This is a genomic window from Actinopolymorpha sp. B11F2 (assembly GCF_040195635.1).
GTDB lineage: Bacteria > Actinomycetota > Actinomycetes > Propionibacteriales > Actinopolymorphaceae > Thermasporomyces.
In genome coordinates, this window is the sequence record NZ_JBEFTX010000013.1 from 156,916 (window position 1) to 172,440 (window position 15,525).

Genomic DNA, 15,525 nt, shown 5'->3' on the forward strand with positions numbered 1-15,525 from the left:
CTGCTGGGGACCGTGGGCCGGGGGATCTGGACGTAGGACAGTCACGGCCGAGACCGTAGGCAGGTGCAGCGTCGCCGGGCCAGCGTGTCGGCACCCGAACCGGAGACTGGTCTCCGCTGACGCTGGTGGGGACGGGTATCTGCGCTGGTCACCGGCCTTGCGGCGGTTTGCGGCCAGAGTCTGCAGCAGGTATTACCTAAAGTGTGGCATCGGTGGTCGGCAAGCGCATCAACGGTCGGACGTACTACTACCTCGTGGAGTCGCGGCGGGTCGACGGCAAGCCGCGCATCGTGGCGCAGCGCTACCTCGGTACCGCGGCCGACATCGCGGCGGCGGTCTCTGCCGTACTGGACGGTGATGCGCCGGGAGGGGGAGCGCCCGGTGGGCGAGCGCCCGGTGGGGGAGCGGCGGGAGGGCGAGCGCCGGGCCGGGGCGGTCCGGACCGCACGCGCCACCTCGCCTTCGGCGACGTCGCCGCGGTGTGGGGAGTGCTCACCGATCTCGGCCTCGCGGAGCTGGTGGACGAGGTGGTCGGCAGCCGCCGTACGAAGATCTCGACCGGGACCTACGTCGCACTCGGCGTACTCCACCAGGCCGTCGCGTCCGGCGCCGGGTTCGCGTTCGACGGCCCCGGGCTGGACCTCGCGGCGTGGTGGCGGCAGTCGGCGGCGGCACGTTTCGTTCGGCCGCGAGTCGATCCCGACCTGCTGGACCGGCGCAGGTTCTGGCGGGCGATGAGCCGGATCACCGAGTCCCATCTCGAGCAGCTCGAGGCGGCGCTGTTTCCCCGCCTCGTGCACGCGCTTTCGGACGTCGGCCCGCCTATGCGCAGGCAGACCTCCGACAACCCGAGGGTGCCGGTGCTGGCGGTCGACGTCCCTGCGTTCGCGACGTACGCACGCACGTCGACCACGGGCGACCGCGATCGTGGGAACGGCGGCGACTCAGGCGATCGGCTCGCCGGGCTCGGGGTGATCGTCACCCTCGACGGCGCCGTCCCGCTCGTGTCGGACGTGTACTGGCACCGCGAGGGCAGCGGGCGGGACTCGCCTGGCGACACGTTCACCGCGCTGGTCAGGCGGCTCGCGGACCGGCACCGCTCCCTCACCGCCCAGCCGCCGGACGACGGGGACGACCAGGGCAGCGACGACAGCGAGGACAGCAGGGACAGGGGTGATGCGCCCACCGGCAAGGACGGCATCACCGTGGTCGTCGACGCCGGTCAAAGCAGCCAGCCCGGCGCCGGCAGCTTCGCCGGGCTGCACATCGTCGCCTCCCTCCCGCCCGGCGACCACCCCGAGCTGCTCGCCGTCCCCGCCAGCAGACGCCGCGCCGTCGACCCTGCCCGCTTCCCGGGCGTGACGGCCTATGACACCCGCATCCGCGTCGCCGGCGTCGACCGCCGCGCGGTCGCTCTGCACTCCCGCCTCCTGCACGACGCGCAGGCCCGCGGCCTCGCCCAGGACCTTGCCAGCGCGACTCGCCGCCTCGACGAGCTCGCGGCCGCCCTGCGCCAGGGGACACAACGCCTGCCGCGGGAACGGGTCCTGGCTGAGATCGCGCGCATCACCAGATTCCGGTGGGTCGACCGGGTGCTGTCGACGACCCTCACCGGCACCGAGCCGGCCGACCTGCGGCTGCGCTGGTCTGTCGACGAGTCCGCCAGGGCGCGGCTGGCGCAGGAGGTTTTCGGTCGCCAGCTGCTCGTCACCGACCACGACGACTGGTCCGTCGCCGACGTCCTCACCGCGTACCGCGCGCGCTACCGCATCGAGGGCACCCTGCGGCACTGGGGCGGGCCGGTCATCGGCTCGCCGTCGACCGGCTGGCGATGGGACGATCACCGGATCGCGGTCCATTCCTACGTCCGGATCCTGGCGACGACGGTCACGCACCTGATGCGGCAGTCGGCGCAGCGCGAGGGTCTCGACCTGTCGGTACGGGAGCTGTTCGACCGGCTCTCCGGCATCGAGGAGACCGAGCTGCGCTACCGGTCGACGGGCGGTCGGCCGCGCACCAGAAGGATCCTGGCCGAACGCGACGCCGACCAGGAGCGGCTGTTCGACCTCTTCGGGCTAGCGAGGTACGCGCCCGATCCGTAACGTCGGCGGACATGGGCCACACATCTGAGGCGAGCGACCGGAGCCCGTTCACCGAACGCGGCGCGACCGGTCACCTCGCCTGGGCGCGGACGGCGCCCCTCGTCGACCTTGTGCTCCTCCACGGATTCTCCGACTCGGCGGACTGCTGGGGGCCGCTGGTCGCGGCGCTGCAGGGCCCGTGGGAGGCGCTCGCGATCGACGCCCGCGGGCATGGTTCGTCCGGGCTCCCCGAGGGGACGTTCGGCCGGACCGCCCACGCCCGCGACGTCGCCCAGGTCCTCGACGCTCTGGCGGCGGAGGGAGGCGTACGATCCGGCGGCGCGATCGTCGCCGGCCACTCGATGGGCGCGGTGACGGCCGCCGCGTTCGCGGAGAGCCGGCCGGATCTGGTGGCCGCCGTCATCCTGGAGGACCCGCCGCCGGGTCAACGCCAGCCGTCGGAGGGCGCGCCGCAACGCCGGCTCACACCGGACTGGCTTGTCGCCGCACGCGACCGCGACCTTCCCGAGAGGATCGCGACGAACCGGGCCGGCAACCCGGACTGGCCCGACGACGAGCACGAGCCATGGGCGCTGTCGAAGGAACGCTTCGACATGCACGTGTTCGACCTGCCGTCCGAGCCGATGGCCTACCTCCCGGACGTGCTGCCCAAGGTGAGCTGCCCTGTTCTCCTGCTGTACGGCGACACCGATCGTGGGTCGCTCATCTCGGCCGAGGTGGCCGCCGAGTGTGCGAACGCGGCGGCGGGGGAGTTCGCGTCGGTGCACATCGAGGGCGCCGGTCACAACATCCGCAGAGACCGTCGCGAGCCCTACCTCGCCGCGGTCACCGAATTCCTCCGCCGCTACGCGGGGTGACATCGCTCGGCGGCGTACGCCGCGTCATCCGCACAACCTGCGCGGGACACTCCGTGCGTATGTGACTCGCGGTACACCGAACGCTATCGTCGGCCCGTGCGGACAGGACCTATGCGAGCGGGTCGACGGCGGGCTGCTCCCGGGCCGACGGGCGGGACACCGTCCCGACAGGGCCACGTCGACTGCGCGCAACACGCCAGTGGCAGGGTGCCGGGGTGCTGACAGCCGCACCGCGCCTGTCCCTTGTCCAGATTCGCGCACTCGGGACGATCGGCGCTCTCGCTGTCGCCGCGGGTGGTTCGTTCGCGGGATCGCTGCCGGTCGGTGGACCGCAGCTGGTGGCCCTACGTACCCGCCTCATCGGCGACCACGTCGATCCCGCCGTCGTCTGCGTCTATCTCGGACTGACGCTGCTGGTCGTGGCCTGGTGGCGGTTGGGGCGACTGCTCACGAACCCCGAGACCGGAGTGACGAGGCACGCGTTGCTCGTCACGCTGGTGTCCTGGTCGGCGCCGCTGGTCCTCTGCCCGCCACTGTTCAGCCGCGACGTCTACAGCTATCTCGCCCAGGGCGAGATGGTGCGTGCGGGAATCGACATCTACAGCCACGGTCCAGCCACCCTCGGAGGGCCGCTCGCGGCGGAGGTACCGGCGATCTGGCAGGACACGCCGGCACCGTACGGCCCGGTGTTCGTCCTCTACGCCACCGCGATCGCGCACGTCGTCGGCACCAACACCGTGCTGGGCGTCTTCGCCATGCGCGCGGTCGCGTTGCTCGGCGTCGCCGGGCTCGCGGTCTGCCTGCCCTGGTTGGCGCGCCGGTGTGGCGCCTCGCCCACCAAGGCCCTGTGGCTCGGTGTCCTCAACCCGCTCGTACTCACGCACCTGGTGGCCGGCGCCCACAACGACGCGGTCATGCTCGCCCTGCTCGTCGCCGGGCTCGCGCTCGTGACGGCCGGACGCCGGGTCGTCGGGGTCACGCTGATCGCCATGGCGGCCCTGGTGAAGGTGCCGGCGGTGGTGGGGTTGCTCTTCGTCGTACCGCTCTGGGCCGCGCACGCGGCGACCCGTGCGACTGCCCACTCGGCCGCCCGCGAGGCCTCGCCCTCGGCGGCCCGGGCGACAGGCCGGTGGCGGGAGGTGCAGGCCGGCCTCAGCACCGCCGCGGTCGCCGCCGGCGCGACCGTCGTACTGACCGCGGCAGCGGGCACCGGGTTCGGTTGGGTGCACGCGCTCGGCACGCCCGCGTCACCGAGCAACTGGTCGATCACCAGCGCCCTCGCCAGGATCACCGCACGCTTCCTCGACCTGGTCGGCGTCGGCGTGGCCGCCGACGTGCTGGAGCTGTGGCGGTGGGTCGGCCTGTGTCTCGCGGTCGTCGCGGCAGTCGCCTGCTGGTGGCAGCGCGAACGGCTGGGGCCCGTCCGCGCGCTCGGGCTCGCACTGGGCGCGATCGTGTTGCTCGGCCCGGCGCTGCGGCCGTGGTACCTGCTGTGGGCCGTCGTCCTGCTCGCCGTCACTTCGCTGTCGCCTCGACTGTTGTGGGCCATCGCGGCGAGCTGTGGCGTGCTCGCGATGGTCGTGCTGCCCAACGGCTTCGCACCTGAGTACTCCGACATCGGACACGCGGTGCTCGGTGTCGCGATGGCCATCGGGGCGCTGCTCATCGCCAGTGCCCTCGCCGACCGGGAGGACTGGCCGCTCCACGGGACCGAGCCGCTTCCGCAGGCGGCGGGGACAGCGGCGTACCGGACCTCCCAGGCGGTGCAGGCCTACCAGGCGTACCCGCGATGAGAGCCCGGCCGGCGCTCGCCATCGCCATGGTCACGGTGACCGTGGGGTTCCTCGCGGGCGTGCAGTACTGGCGGGGATTCTTCGACCTCAGCATCTACTTCGGCGCGGTGCGCTTCTGGTCCGACGGCGGCGCGTTGTACGACTACCTGCTGCCGGAGACGTCGTACGGCTTCACCTATCCGCCGTTCGCCGCGCTCGCCATGGCGCCCATGGCGGTGGTGAGCTGGCCCGTCGTGATCGCGGGAAGCGTGCTGGCGAACCTCGGCTGCCTTGCCCTGCTGGCGTACTGGTTCGTCACCCCGATCGCCCGCCGACGGCGATGGACGCCCTGGTTCGCCGTCATCGCGGCGGCCTGCCTGCTCGCACTGCTCGAACCGGTGTACGACACGTTCAGCTTCGGCCAGGTCAACCTCGTCCTCATGGTGCTGGTGTTCGCCGACGCCCGGCTGCTCGCGGGGACGACCCGGTTCCGTCGCTTCGGCCGGTACGCAGGGGTGGGCATCGGTCTCGCCGCCGCACTGAAGCTGACCCCGGCGATCTTCGTCATCTATCTCGTGCTGACCGGCCGCCGGCGTGCTGCGGCGATCGCCACGGGGACGGCCGCCGGCGCGACGCTGCTCGCGGCCGTGATCGCGCCGGGCACGTCGTGGACGTACTGGACGGCGACGTTGTGGCAGACAGAGCGGGTCGGCTCGTTGGCGTACATCTCGAACCAGTCGATCCTGGGGGCGCTCGTGCGGCTGGACCCGTCGAGGCCGCCGAGCACGCTGGTCTGGCTGGTGCTGGTGGCCGCGGCGCTGGCGCTGTGGGCGTACCACGTCCGGCGCTCCCTCGACCGGTCCGACGTCCTGACCGGCTTCGCGTTGACCGGTGCGGTGGCATGCCTGGTGAGCCCGATCAGCTGGGTCCACCATCTTGTCTGGCTGATCCCCGGGCTGGTGCTGACCGTGGACGCGGGACTGCGCGAGCCCGTGGTGGCGCGACGCCGCCGGCTGCTGGGCGCGGCCGCGGCGGCGTACCTCGTCCTCTGCAGCAGCCTCGTCTTCCTCTGGCGGTTCGATGCCGGCGGGGTGGACGGGTTCCTCGGGGGGAGCGCCTTCACGTGGGTCGCCCTCGGCCTGCTGATGAGCCTGCCGGTCGTGCGGGGAACGGCGACCGCCGCCCTGCCTCTGGGGACGCATCCGGCAGCCATGGCGGGCGCGACGCCTGGGCACGTGGGCCCGGGTGCGGCATATCGGCAGGCGGGCTCGGGAGCGGCGCCCGGGCGGGAAGGCCTCGGCCGGCGGTAGCCGCCGTCCGCCCTGGTCCTCCGCCCTGGTCCTCCGCCCTGGTCCTCCGCGCTGGTCCTCCGCCCTGCGGCCCCGGGCCGCGCTGCTGCAAATGACCACGCTGAGCATGCCTGTAGCCCCAGGAACGGGCATCGACGCCTGTCCTGCGCTCACAGGCATGCTCAGCGTGGTCATTCGCAGGGGAGCACCATGCTCAGCGTGGTCATTCGCAGCGGACGCCGTGCCAGCGGCTACGGACGGCGGTAGGCACTGGGCGGCATGCCGAAGTGTGCGCGGAACCGCCGCGACAGGTGGAACTCGTCGGTGAACCCCAGCGTCCGCGCGATCTCCCGGAGCGTCATGTCGGTCAACCGCAGCAGGGTCGCCGCGGCCTGGAGCCGCCGGGAGTTGCGGAACGCCAGCGGCGGCTGGCCCACCTCCGCGGTGAACCGCCGGCGGAACGTGTCGTAGGACAGGCCGGTCTCCGCGGCGACCGTGCGCATGTCGACCCGGGCGGTGAGGTCGTCGGCGAGTCGGTCGACGGCCGCGGCGATGGCCGCGCTCGGCCCGGTGGCGCCGACCGGATCGGCGGTGTCGAGGAGCCAGTCGGCCAGGGCGAGCAACTGGTGCTCGGCCGCCCGGTGCGAGCGCGGAGTGGCCCGCAGGACCGTACGCAGCGCAGCCATCGACGGCGCGGGTCGCGGATACCGCGGCCCGGTCGTCGCCAGTGCCCCGGTCTCGGCGAGGGTGTCGAACAGCGGCCCGCTGAAGACGACGAACAGCTCGGTCCAGCGCTCGCCGGGCGCCGTTCCGTACCAGTGGGGATCGCCCGGACCCACCAGGGTGTGCGCGCCCGCGGTGATCGGCTCGTCGCGCCCGTCAGCGTCGCGGTAGCGCCCCTGCCCGGCGAGGATGACCGACAGGACGTACGCCGGCATGACGCGGAGCCCCGCCGGCATCACCGGTTCGTCGTCGACCACCTCGCCGGCGAGCACCAGCTGCCCGAGCCTCGTCTGCGGCGCGTCGGAGACGGCGATCCTGGCGCGGGGGTCGCGGGGATCCACACGCCAGAACGTACATGTCCCGGTCGGGCTCGACCATTCCAGCCGGTCGCCTTCGCGGCTTAGCGTCGTAGCACCGAGACGAGCCCGCCATGGAGGAGCCCATGACCGCGACCGACGCCCGACGCACCGGCCTGGTCACCGACGAGATGCGTGAGCAGTACCAGAACGAGGGCTACTTCGTCCTCGAGCGCGCCCTGACCGACGAGCAGCTGGAACTGCTCCGCGGCGGCGCGCAGTACTCCGTCGACAAGCTCGACGCCGCCTTCGACGAGGCAGGTGTCGACCGGATCGGGATCAACGCGCGCGGCAAGCGGTACTTCAGCAACATGATCTACCAGGACCGTCCGGAGCTGCGGCAGTTCCTGTTCAGCGACACGATGGCGCAGATCTGCCAGGCGACGCTGGGGGAGAACGCCTATCTGTTCTGGGAGCAGTACGTCATCAAGGCCGCCGACCCCGACACGTCCTTCGCCTGGCACCAGGACTCGGGCTACGTCCACGAGGACCACGAGCCCTACCTCACCTGCTGGATCGCGCTCGACGACGTGACGGAGGAGAACGGCTCGGTCTACCTGCTGCCGTACTCCCGCTCGGGCATCCGTTCCTACGTCAAGCACATCGAGGACCCCAGGGTGAACGACCGGGTGGGCTACTTCGGCTCCGATCCCGGCCTGCCGATGACCGCGCCGGCCGGGTCCATCGTCGTCTTCTCCAGTGTGGTCCTGCACCGCAGTGGGCCGAACACGACGGACAGGTTGCGCCGGGTCTACCTCGCGCAGTACTCCGGCGAGGTCATCATGAGCAAGGACGGGACCGAGCCGTGGGGGTCGTTCGAGCAGTTCCTCGATGGCGGGAACGTGGTCGCCCAGCTCTGAGGCATAGCACACCACCGGGCGGGTATGCCACGGAGCGTGATGGCATCAGGTCACGAAGTAACAAGTGTGGGGCGTGCGGCAGCCGCCGCGGTCGCGTCGTTCGCCGTGGCTGCCGCGCTCGCCACGGCGGCCGGCTGTGGCGCGCCGGCCGATGAGGAGAAGGCGGCCGCCTCGGTCGCGCGCGCCTTTCACGCCGCGGTCGACCACCGCCAGGGCCCGGCGGCCTGTGACCTGCTGGCACCGCAGACGAGGCGAGCGCTCGAACGTGTCAGCCAGCTCCCGTGCGCGAAGGCTGTCCTCGCCGGGAAGCTCGCCGCGGCGGGTGACGTACGTACCGTCCGTCTCGCCGGCGACCAGGCCCAGGTGGCGCTTGCCCGCGACACCGTCTTCCTCGCGGTGAGCGCGAAGAACTGGAAGATCGTGGCGGCCGGCTGCCGCCCACGCGGTGGGCAGCAGCCGTACGCCTGCCTGATCGCCGAAAACTGATCGGACAGGTCAGGGAGTCAGGCGCCGGCCGTGTCCAGCGGTGCGAGGCAGAAAGCGACGAGGGCCACCGTGTACTCACTCGGGTGAGGCCACGGTGGCCCTCGCCGGATCACCCTCCCCCGGGCGCGTGCGGTGCCGTGCTGTGCTTCTGGGCGTACGTCAGGTCGAACCGGCGTAGGTCAGAAAGTCTGGTCAGGGGCGCCGAGCAGGTCGCGGAGGAAGGACGCCGCGGTGTCGATGTCGTCGGCCGCGCAGGTCCACGGGAGCCACCTGCACCATTCGAAGCGGGCGCGACCGTCGGCGACGACGCAGCGAACGGTGATCCACACGTCGGACGACGGCGGGTACTGGACGCGGACGTGCCAGCCGTCGCGTGACTGGTCGAGAACCTCCGCGCGGTAACCGTCCGTGACGACACGGTCGTAAAGCTTTCGGACGTATTGTTCCTGGATCGATCGTCGCTCCGCGAGACGTCGGTCGGCGATTGCTTCCAGTTCAGCCCAGATCATTCCGAGTCCTCCCCGTCGAGGTCGGGTCACCCTGCCGTTGTTCGGTCGACCCGCAAGGCGCCGAGCAATCGGGGGCAGGGACGCTACAGACTGTCCGCGGGACGAAACCGACCGTAGTACTCAAATCGTGTGGGCGGCAAGCAATTGCGGTAAGAATTCTCACCCAGAGTCAAAGTTGTCGTGTCCGGCGGGCAGGGCACAATAGCTCGCAATCGATTGCAGACCGCGACCGCTCGACCGCGGGGAGGCGTAACACCGCACATGCCACGCCGACGACAGCCCACTCTGCGAGAACGCCGTCTCGCGGCTGAGCTCCGGTTCCTCCGCGAGACCCGGCAGACCACGCTTGCGCAGGTCGCAGAGGCCATCGGATGGAAAACCGCCAAACTCGGGCGGGTCGAGACCGCGGTCAGCGGGGTCAGTCTGAAGGACCTCGGTGTCCTTCTCGACTACTACGGCGTCGCCGCCGAACGCCGCGCGCAGCTCATGGAGCGGGCCTCCACGGCCGGCCGGCGGCAGTGGGCGGCCTACGAGCAGTTCGTCGCCGCCGACTACACGGAGTATCTGGAGATGGAGGTACTCGCCGTCGGCGTCCGTGCGTTCGACACCAGCGTGCTGTACGGCCGGTTGCAGACCGAGAGCTACGCCCGGGCGATCATGGAGGGCCACTCGATGGGATTGCTCTCACCCGGCGAGATCGACCGCCGGCTCGAGATCCGGATGGCGCGCCAGGGCGCGTTGACCAGGCAGACGGACCCGCTCCACGTGTGGGTGATCATCGCCGAGACCGTGCTCGACACCACTGTCGGGGCGCCGGAGGTGATGGTCGACCAGATGAGACACCTGCTCGACCTGGCCGAACTCCCGAACATCGATCTGCAGGTACTCCCCGCGGTGAAGGGCGCTCACCCGGGTCTGACCGGGGCATTCGCCATCCTCGAGTTTCCGGAGAGCTGGGAAGCCGACGTGGTTTACCTAGAAACGATGACCAGAAACACCTATCTTGCTGACCCGCACGAAGTGCACCGGTATAGCCTGGCCTATAGACATTTGAGCGCAATGGCACTGGACCCTGGCGAGACAAAGGCGCTGCTCGCCCGACGTGTCAGAGCGCAGGAGGCGAAGTCGAGGTGAGGTCCGTGAAGTCCACGTCCACTGCGCCCACGTGGCGCACAAGCAGCTACAGCGCATCCAACGGAAATTGTGTCGAGGTCGCTGTTCTCGACAGAGCGGCGATGGGTGTTCGTGACTCAAAAGATCGCAGCGGTCCTGTGCTCGCGTTCACGTCACGCGAGTGGAACGTTTTTGTTTCGAGCATCCGTGCCGGTGACTTCGATCGCTAGCTGATCGGGCTCAGTCGACGCAGGGCAGCGGCACCCCACAGGCATGTGGGGTGCCGCTGTCGTTCGGCGGACCATTCTCACAGTCCGTACCGATGTTGCTGGACCTGGGCCGGGCCCACCGGCGGCAGGTCGGAGGGCTTCTGCGCCGAGTCGCGCTCCGGTTACCCTGACGCGCCATGGCCACCTCGCCCCGACGCGCACCGTTGGCGCTCACCAAGACCGACGCCCGGCGCATCTGGCTGCGTGCCCAGCGGCTCGACGCCCGCGCACCGTTCGGCGGTGGGGCCGGAGCGACGCACTCCGCGGTCGAGCACCTGGGCTACGTGCAGATCGACACCATCAACGTCATCGAGCGCTGCCACCACCACATTCTCTGGACCCGGATCCCGGACTATCGGCGCGCGCATCTCCATCAGGCGCAGACCATCGACAAGACCGTCTTCGAGTACTGGACCCACGCCCTCGCGTACGTGCCGTCGAACGATTTCCGGTTCTTCATGCCGGGGATGAAGCGCAACCGTCAAGCACCCAGGATGCCCTGGAACCGCACGGTCACCGACGAGGATCTGCGCAAGGTCCACCACCTGATTCGCAAAGACGGCGCCCTCACCATCCGCGATATCACCGATGACGTCCTGGTGGAAAAGGATTGGCTTTGGGCGAGCCGTAAACCGTCGAAGCGTGCGCTGGAGGAGCAGTTCCGCCGCGGCGTGGTCACGGTCAGCGAACGCACCGGCATGGTCAAGACGTACGAACTCACCGGCCGGCACTTCGGCTGGGACAAGCCACCCAGGCCGGCGACCGAGCGGCAGATTCTCGCCTACAAACTCGACCGTGCTCTGCGCGCGCAGGGCCTGGTGAGCCTTGACTCTGCCTGCTACCACGAGCCCAGGGCCAAGCCGGCCATGCGTGCCCTGATCGAGTCCCGCGTGCGCCGGAAGGAACTCGTACCGGTGACGTTCGACGGTGCCGGCAAGGTCGAGCACTGGGCCGAGCCGCACACCCTCGAGTCGACCGCCGCCCCTGCCGAGGAACTCGTGCGCGTCCTGTCGCCGTTCGACCCGCTGATCATCCAACGCAAACGGCTCGCGCTCTTCTTCGACTACCGGCACATCTTCGAGGCGTACGTACCGAAGGAGAAGCGGGTCTTCGGCTACTTCGCGCTCCCGGTGCTCGTGGGCGACGAGATCGTCGCGGCCATCGACCTCAAGACCGACCGCGAGAAGGGCGCGCTGCTCATCCAGCAGTGGACCTGGGTCGGCAACGGCACGGCCTCCGCCCACAAGGCGCGCATCGAAGCAGAGCTCGACCGGTTCGAGACGTTCCAGCTGCGCTCCTGAGCGCGCGCCGGTGACGGATGCTGGGCGGTGCGCGGCGGTCAGGGGCTGCGGTCGAACGCCTGCGGCCCGTGCCAGGCCAGCGCGGCCCGGAGTTCGCGGACCTCACGTTCCCGCCGACGCCTCCGGCGCTCGTGCGCGACGGGAAAGAGCCGGATTCCACCGTGGTACGTGCGAATGGCGCTGCCGCCCAACGTCCGCGGCGGCATCCACCCAGGGGCCAGCCACACCGCGAGCCACGGACGCGAGCCCTGCTGGACGACCCGGGTGCGGGCGACCGCGTACCACGGCAGCTGCCACCGGTCGCGGCCCTTGGCGACGGTGAGGCCTTCGGTGCTGACCTCCAGGCTGAGCTGCGGGCGCGCGGCGATGTAGAGCAACCGCGCGGCCGTGACGAGGAGCATGACGAAGGCAATGAACGCGACGAGCGCGACCACGGGCTGCTGCGCATCCGTGGAATCCCGGGCGATGTCGACGGCGATCAGCGACAGGAAGGCGCTTGCGCCTCCCCAGGCGAGCGCTGTGCCGCGGGAGCTGCCGAAGCGTACGCCCCCGGTGGCGGCGCCGTTGTAAGCGGGCGCGGCGGCCGGTGGCTGCGGCTGTCCGGCGTTCCCGGGCTGGAAGAGCTGGGTGTACGGCCTGGTCGGTGTCGGACCGGTGCCCGTCGGACCGGTGCCCGTCGGACCGGTGCCCGTCGGACCGGTGCCGGTCGGACCAGCCCCGGTGCCCGGGACCTCCGAAGCGACGACCACGGCGCTGGACGGTATCGCCCCGCCCGGTCCGGCATGGTCCCGCAGCTGGGTGGCGTACTTCTCCACCAGGGTCTGGACCGGCGGCGGTAGCCATCCGGGCGCCGTCGCCGGCGGGATCTCGGCCCCACCCAGCTCGCTCAGCAACGCGGCGGGTGACGGCCGCAGTGCCGGGTCGCGTCGCAGGCACGCGGCGATCTGCTGGCGCAGCGCATCGGGTACGCCGTCGATCTGGGGTTCGGCGTGCATCGCGCGGTACATGAGGGCGGAGGTCTGCCCATCGCCGAAGGGCCCGTGTCCCGTCGCCGCGTAGACCAGCACCGCCCCCAGCGCGAAGACGTCGCTCGCCGGCCCCACGGCATCGCCCGCGATCTGCTCGGGGGAGAGGAACCCGGGTGTGCCGAGGAAGGTTCCGGTGGCCGTCAGCTTCGCGCACTCGAGCGCCTGGGAGATGCCGAAGTCGATGACCCGTGGCCCGTCGCCGCCCAGCAGGACGTTGGACGGCTTGAGGTCGCGGTGGATGAGGCCGGCCGCGTGGATCGCCGCCAGGGCCTCGGTGAGGCCCGCGGCGAGCCGGCGTACGGCGGACTCGGGCAACGCGCCGTGCTCGGAGACGGCCTGGTGCAGGCTGGGCCCGGCGACGTACTCCGTGGCGAGCCAGGGCCGCTCGGCGTCGGGATCCGCGTCGACGACGGCGGCGGTCCAGAAGCCACCGACCGAGCGGGCCATCTCGACCTCACGGCGGAACCGCTCCCGAAAGTCCGGGTCGTCGGCGAGCTCGGCCCTGGCCATCTTGACCGCGACCGGACGCCCGCCGGGGGAGATGCCGAGGTAGACCGTGCCCATCGCGCCCGAGCCCAGGCGGCTCTGCAGTGCGTACACGCCGATCTGCCGCGGGTCGCCGCTCTGCAATGGCTGCACCGGAAGGATCTCCCACTCCTGACGCCTGCGTCGTCAGGGAGGAGCCTAATCGCGACGGGGTGTCGGTGGGTGGCGCGAAGATGGGCGGGTGCGGCAACCGAGCCTTGGCGGTCAGGTGGTGGACGTCCCGCGGCTCGTCGACGCCCTCGTCGCAGCCGGGGTCGGCCCGGGTGACCCGCTGGCGCTCGTCGTGGCGCCGGGGACCGGCGTCGGCGTCGCTGCGACCCCCGACGGTTCCGCCCAGTGGGGCATCGCCGGCGATCCCGCGCGGGTGGTGGGCGAGGTCGCCGCGCTGCTGCGGCCCCGGTGGGTCTGGTGGGACGCGCGAACGACGGCCAGGCCGCTGCTCGAGTCCGGCGTACGTCTGACGACGTGCTGGGACCTCGCGGCCGTTCACCGGGTGCTCCACGGCGGTCACCGGGGGGACCCGGGCGCCGTGTGGGCGGCCTGTCACGGCCTACCTGAACCGCCGAGACCGGTCGTACGCCGGGAGGTGACCCTGCTCGACTTCGCCGCGCACGAGGACGACGAGGCGGTCGCGCCGGCCACCGGCGCCAGCCGGATCAGCCGCGGGGTCGATGGCCGGGTCGGCGGCGGGGTGGCGGGCGGGGTGGGCGGCGGGATCGATGGCGTGGGCGCCCGCGACCTCGGCGGCGGAATAGGCGGCGGAATAGGCGGCGGAATGGGCGGCGGAGCCGAGGCCGCCCTCCGCCCCGATGGCCAGCTCCGCCGTCGGTGGACCGACCGCGACTGGGCATTGGCCGGCGTCCCTCCCACCGAGGCCAACGCCCTCGCCGACGCTGCTGGCTCCGCCGACGCTGTGGACGCCGCCGAGGCTGCAGACCTGCTCGCGGCCGCGCCGACCTGGGCAACCCTCGCCCTGGCGGTCCAGACCCGCCAGGAGCGCGCCCTCCGCGCCCTCCCCGACCCCCGGGCGGCACCACGGTCGCTGCCGCTGTCCGTCCTCACCGCGTATGCCGAGTCGGCGGCGGCACTACTCGCACTCGAGCTCGAACACGACGGTCTGCCGATCGACCGGCAGGCCGCGGAGGCGATGATCGCGGAGTTCATCGGTCCGCGCCCGGCCGACGAGCAGGAGGCGGTCGCCGTCCGCGAACGCCGGGACGCGGCCGTCCTCGCGCACTTCCCTGCCGGCGTGAGCTGCGACCTGCGCAACCCCGCGCAGGTGCGTGACCTGCTCTCGCGGGTCGGCTTCGCCTATCCCGACACGCGGTCCTGGCGGTTGGAACCGTTCCGGTCGACCCATCGTGGCGTGGCGGCACTGCTCGACTGGCGCAAGGCCGAACGCATCGCGACGACCTACGGCTACGGTTGGCTCGACCGGCACGTCGGGTCCGACGGCCGGCTGCGCGGCGAGTGGGGCGCCGCTGACGCCGCCGCAGGCCGGATGACCGCGTCGGCAGGCTTGCACAACCTTCCGGCCGGGCTGCGGGTCGCGGTCGTGGCCGAGCCGCGCCACGCCCTGGTCCGTGCCGACCTCGGCCAGGTCGAGCCACGTGTGCTCGCCGCGGTGTCGGGCGACGCCGGACTCACGGCCGCGGCCCGCGCCGACGACATGTACGCACCGGTCGCCGCCGCGCTCCACTGCGACCGGCCGACGGCCAAGGTCGCGGTCCTGGCCGCGATGTACGGCCAGACGTCGGGAGCGGCAGGGGAGGCGCTCAAGCGGATGGAACGCGCCTATCCGGACGCGATCGGTTACCTTCGCGCCGCCGAGCAGGCCGGCAACAACCGCCAGGACGTCCGCACGTTCGGCGGCCGGCTCATCCGGTTGGGTTGGCCGGAGGCCACCGAGGAACGCGTCGAGGGCGCTGATGCCGCCTCGGTCCATGACGTGGGGCCGGGCCAGGGTAGCCACGCCGTCACCGGGCACGGCCGGTTCGCGCGCAACGCCGTGGTCCAGGGCGCGGCGGCCGAACTGTTCAAGGCGTGGGCTGCCGCCGCTCGGATCGGGCTGCAGGCTTTCGGTGGCCAGATTGTCCTGTGCCTGCATGACGAGTTGCTCGTCCATGTGCCCGCCGAGCACGCTGAGGCGGCGGCCGGGCTGTTGGCCCGGGCCCTGGACTCCACCGCCGGTGTGTGGGCGGCCGGCAGTGGTGTGCGGTTCGTCGCCGACATCACCTGCGTATCCCGCTGGTCCGACGCCAAAGGCTGAGCGCAACGTGTGATCGCCCGCCACCCGGGTAGCTGATCATCAAGG

The 15,525-nt window shown here is 71.5% G+C and carries 13 protein-coding genes; 10 read left to right on the forward strand and 3 right to left on the reverse strand.

Annotated features, from left to right (window positions below; translation table 11 throughout):
* The first annotated feature begins 203 nt into the window (after positions 1-203).
* The 4 genes from ABN034_RS22670 to ABN034_RS22685 all read left to right on the forward strand — a co-directional run bounded on the left by ABN034_RS22670 (position 204) and on the right by ABN034_RS22685 (position 6,041).
* Complete coding sequence (locus tag ABN034_RS22670) at positions 204-2,102, forward strand: IS1634 family transposase (protein WP_349693018.1); 1,899 nt, start codon at positions 204-206, stop codon at positions 2,100-2,102.
* Between the two features lie 11 nt (positions 2,103-2,113).
* Positions 2,114-2,959 (forward strand): alpha/beta fold hydrolase, encoded by an 846-nt coding sequence (locus ABN034_RS22675; RefSeq protein WP_349693019.1) that lies wholly within the window; start codon positions 2,114-2,116, stop codon positions 2,957-2,959.
* 215 nt (positions 2,960-3,174) lie between these two features.
* Positions 3,175-4,752, forward strand: a complete 1,578-nt coding sequence (gene mptB, locus ABN034_RS22680; RefSeq protein ID WP_349693020.1) for a polyprenol phosphomannose-dependent alpha 1,6 mannosyltransferase MptB — start codon at positions 3,175-3,177, stop codon at positions 4,750-4,752.
* Positions 4,749-6,041, forward strand: coding sequence for a glycosyltransferase 87 family protein (locus ABN034_RS22685; RefSeq protein WP_349693021.1), 1,293 nt, complete (start codon positions 4,749-4,751; stop codon positions 6,039-6,041). Before mptB ends, ABN034_RS22685 begins: the two co-directional genes overlap by 4 nt.
* 230 nt (positions 6,042-6,271) lie before the next feature.
* Here the strand turns inward: ABN034_RS22685 and ABN034_RS22690 are convergent, their stop codons facing one another.
* Complete coding sequence (locus ABN034_RS22690) at positions 6,272-7,084, reverse strand: helix-turn-helix transcriptional regulator (RefSeq protein ID WP_349693022.1); 813 nt, start codon at positions 7,082-7,084, stop codon at positions 6,272-6,274.
* 101 nt (positions 7,085-7,185) lie between these two features.
* On the opposite strand from ABN034_RS22690, the gene ABN034_RS22695 reads away from it, so the two are divergent.
* Both ABN034_RS22695 and ABN034_RS22700 read left to right on the forward strand, forming a co-directional pair.
* Complete coding sequence (locus tag ABN034_RS22695; RefSeq protein WP_349325829.1) at positions 7,186-7,959, forward strand: phytanoyl-CoA dioxygenase family protein; 774 nt, start codon at positions 7,186-7,188, stop codon at positions 7,957-7,959.
* A 36-nt stretch (positions 7,960-7,995) separates the two neighbouring features.
* A complete protein-coding gene (locus ABN034_RS22700) occupies positions 7,996-8,445 on the forward strand; it encodes a hypothetical protein (protein WP_349693023.1) in 450 nt (149 codons plus the stop codon).
* Between the two features lie 179 nt (positions 8,446-8,624).
* Here ABN034_RS22700 and ABN034_RS22705 read toward each other — a convergent pair whose 3' ends face one another.
* Complete coding sequence (locus ABN034_RS22705; RefSeq protein ID WP_349693024.1) at positions 8,625-8,954, reverse strand: hypothetical protein; 330 nt, start codon at positions 8,952-8,954, stop codon at positions 8,625-8,627.
* Positions 8,955-9,215: 261 nt separating this feature from the next.
* Between ABN034_RS22705 and ABN034_RS22710 the strand changes: the two genes are divergently transcribed.
* From ABN034_RS22710 to ABN034_RS22720, 3 genes are all read left to right on the forward strand, one after another.
* Entirely contained in the window at positions 9,216-10,088 is an 873-nt protein-coding gene (locus ABN034_RS22710; protein WP_349693025.1) for a helix-turn-helix domain-containing protein, read from the forward strand.
* 5 nt (positions 10,089-10,093) lie between these two features.
* Complete coding sequence (locus ABN034_RS22715) at positions 10,094-10,297, forward strand: DUF397 domain-containing protein (RefSeq protein WP_349693026.1); 204 nt, start codon at positions 10,094-10,096, stop codon at positions 10,295-10,297.
* Positions 10,298-10,473: 176 nt separating this feature from the next.
* A complete protein-coding gene (locus tag ABN034_RS22720; protein ID WP_349693027.1) occupies positions 10,474-11,637 on the forward strand; it encodes a winged helix-turn-helix domain-containing protein in 1,164 nt (387 codons plus the stop codon).
* 38 nt (positions 11,638-11,675) lie between these two features.
* On the opposite strand, the gene ABN034_RS22725 is transcribed toward ABN034_RS22720, so the two are convergent.
* Positions 11,676-13,304 carry a serine/threonine-protein kinase gene (locus ABN034_RS22725; RefSeq protein ID WP_349693028.1) on the reverse strand — a complete coding sequence of 543 codons (1,629 nt, stop codon included), beginning with the start codon at positions 13,302-13,304 and terminating at the stop codon, positions 11,676-11,678.
* Positions 13,305-13,392: 88 nt separating this feature from the next.
* Here ABN034_RS22725 and ABN034_RS22730 point away from each other — a divergent pair, with 88 nt between their 5' ends.
* Entirely contained in the window at positions 13,393-15,480 is a 2,088-nt protein-coding gene (locus tag ABN034_RS22730; protein ID WP_349693029.1) for a DNA polymerase, read from the forward strand.
* Positions 15,481-15,525 lie beyond the last annotated feature (45 nt).

Bases quoted from the DNA above. Each gene is read 5' to 3' on its own strand.
- ABN034_RS22695 (WP_349325829.1), top strand. From the start codon at position 7,186: ATGACCGCGACCGACGCCCGACGCACCGGCCTGGTCACCGACGAGATG.
- ABN034_RS22675 (WP_349693019.1), top strand. From the start codon at position 2,114: ATGGGCCACACATCTGAGGCGAGCGACCGGAGCCCGTTCACCGAACGC.
- ABN034_RS22685 (WP_349693021.1), top strand. From the start codon at position 4,749: ATGAGAGCCCGGCCGGCGCTCGCCATCGCCATGGTCACGGTGACCGTG.
- ABN034_RS22705 (WP_349693024.1), bottom strand. From the start codon at position 8,954: ATGATCTGGGCTGAACTGGAAGCAATCGCCGACCGACGTCTCGCGGAG.
- ABN034_RS22710 (WP_349693025.1), top strand. From the start codon at position 9,216: ATGCCACGCCGACGACAGCCCACTCTGCGAGAACGCCGTCTCGCGGCT.
- ABN034_RS22720 (WP_349693027.1), top strand. From the start codon at position 10,474: ATGGCCACCTCGCCCCGACGCGCACCGTTGGCGCTCACCAAGACCGAC.